We start from the raw sequence: 694 nt of genomic DNA, 5'->3' as shown, positions 1-694 counted from the left end.
GACGCCGGCGTAGAGGGCCTGGAAGGAGAAGACGCGGCGCAGGCGTTCGTCGGTGATGTACCGGCCGATCCGGGCGTCCATCCGGCCGAACCCGCCCAGGGCCGCCAGCCGGGCCAGGTCGGGGTGGAGGAGTTGCAGGGGGGAGTCGAAGTTGGCGTCGATGAAGCGGTTCATCTGCGCGGTGTAGAGCTTGCGCAGCCAGGTGCGCAGCTCGCGGTAGCCGCGCGCGGCGTCGGGTCCGGCGAAGCGCTCGACCTCGGCCTCCATGGCCGCGGCGTCGGTGTGCACGTCGAGGGAGGTGCCGTCGGCGAAGCGGGCCCGGTAGGCGGGGTGCAGGGGGATGAGATCCAGGCGTTCGCGGACGGAGCTGCCGACGGCGGCCAGTGCCTCGTCGACGAGCTCGGGCATGGTCAGCACGGTGGGTCCGGTGTCGATGCGGTATCCGCGGTGTTCGTGGAGGCCGGCGCGACCGCCCGGGTGGGTGGCGCGTTCGACGAGGGTGACGCGGCGGCCGGCTCCCAGGAGGTGGAGGGTCGCGGCGAGACCGGCGAGGCCCGCGCCGATCACGACCACGTGGTCGGTGGGTCCCTTGAGGGTTTTCATCGGGGGTGTCCTTCCAGGGCCGCGATCAGGGTGGCGGGAACACCGTCGGAGTCGCGGACGGTGTCGTGGTCGGGGCCGATCGGGCGGGGGG

Annotated in this window: 1 protein-coding gene; it reads right to left on the bottom strand. The window is 73.1% G+C overall.

The window, feature by feature from the left end; genetic code table 11:
* The coding region (locus tag FOE67_RS27655; protein ID WP_182667540.1) for an FAD-dependent oxidoreductase at positions 1 to 603 on the bottom strand (603 nt) is incomplete at its 3' end.
* Between the last annotated feature and the right edge of the window lie 91 nt (positions 604 to 694).

The sequence above is a fragment of the Streptomyces calidiresistens genome (assembly GCF_014141525.1).
GTDB classification, from domain to species: Bacteria; Actinomycetota; Actinomycetes; order Streptomycetales; family Streptomycetaceae; genus Streptomyces; species Streptomyces calidiresistens.
This window is presented reverse-complemented; position numbering and strand designations above follow the sequence as displayed.